We start from the raw sequence: 1,245 nt of genomic DNA, 5'->3' as shown, positions 1-1,245 counted from the left end.
TATCACCAAAAGAGCAGTTTGCGATCGAACTGTTTGACGGATACTTAAAAAGTGCTGCGTCGCCAGAAACTTTGAAAGCGTACTTAGGTACAGGCGATGAGATCAACCCAGTGCTTTACACGCTCGGTATGGTGCCAGTTTACAAACTGCCAATCGAGAATCCAGAGGCGCTTTGGAAAACGTTGGATCACGAAGAGCAAATGAGCGGCGTGACACACGAAAAAGTGAAGCTGGGTACGGTGGAGTACCGTCGTTATGAAATGACGGATGCAGTAGATCCGCAGGATGGTATTGGCTTAGTTGTAGCGGTTACCGACAACGTGCTAACCGTGACGGTGGATATCGCGGAGTTGGGTGATCTTAACCCGTTGAAAATGGCGCTGGGTCTTGAGTCTCCAACCCAATCATTAGCGGATAGCGGTCGTGCTGAAGCCATCCAAACTCAGTATGGTAAAAACAACAACTCTTTTGGCTACATCGACCATCGTGAAATCATCAAAGGTTTAACCACTGTTGATGGCAACATGTTTGCTCGTCAATTAACTCGTCTTAACGTCGATCCAAACATTACGGAAATGCGCACACCAGTTTGTCATAACGAGTTTACCAAAATTGCAGAAAACTGGCCTCAATCGGTGGCGTTTGCGGAGTACAAGCTAAACGGTGAGCAAGCGTCAATCAAAGGCGGCTTTGTTGTTGAGTCGAAGAACAAAGTGATCGTCGATGCGCTTAAATCGATTCGTGGTGTGTTAACCGAGTCTAACAGCGATAAGAGCTTCTTTAGTTTGGCGCTAGGCATCGACATCAACACGCTTGCGCCATCGATTGGTCAAATTTGGACAGAGATAACTCAGCCACAATACCAATGTGCGCTGCTGAGCCAAATGCAAAAAGACATGGGCGGACAAAACCCGGCGGCAGCGGTGAGCATGGGCTCTGGCATGCTGAATGGGTTGAAAGGGTTGAGCATGCAACTGTTCGATCTGAACATCAATCCTGATGCACAGTTTGGCGAAGTGTTTAGCCAAATGGATGGCATGTTTACTCTGTCTGCGAAAGATCCAAACATGTTGATTCAAACTGCGCAAATGCTAGTTCCTGAATTGGCGCAGCTTCAACTGCAACCAGACAACCAACCTGTGAACGTAAGTGACTTGTTAGAGATGCACACGGGCATGAAGATGGACGTGTTTGCACGCTTAAATGGCAGCCACCTAACGCTATACAGCGGTGAGTACGCGGCAG

Annotated in this window: 1 protein-coding gene; it reads left to right on the top strand. The window is 47.9% G+C overall.

From position 1 onward, the window contains the following. Positions 1-1,245, top strand: a 1,245-nt coding sequence (locus R7P69_RS24800) for a hypothetical protein (protein ID WP_318121765.1), incomplete at both ends; no start/stop codon positions are given.

Origin of the sequence: Vibrio sp. 661 (assembly GCF_033339315.1) — a bacterium.
GTDB lineage: Bacteria > Pseudomonadota > Gammaproteobacteria > Enterobacterales > Vibrionaceae > Vibrio > Vibrio alginolyticus.
Note: the sequence above shows the minus strand (reverse complement) of the source record. Positions and strands in the feature narration are given on the sequence as shown.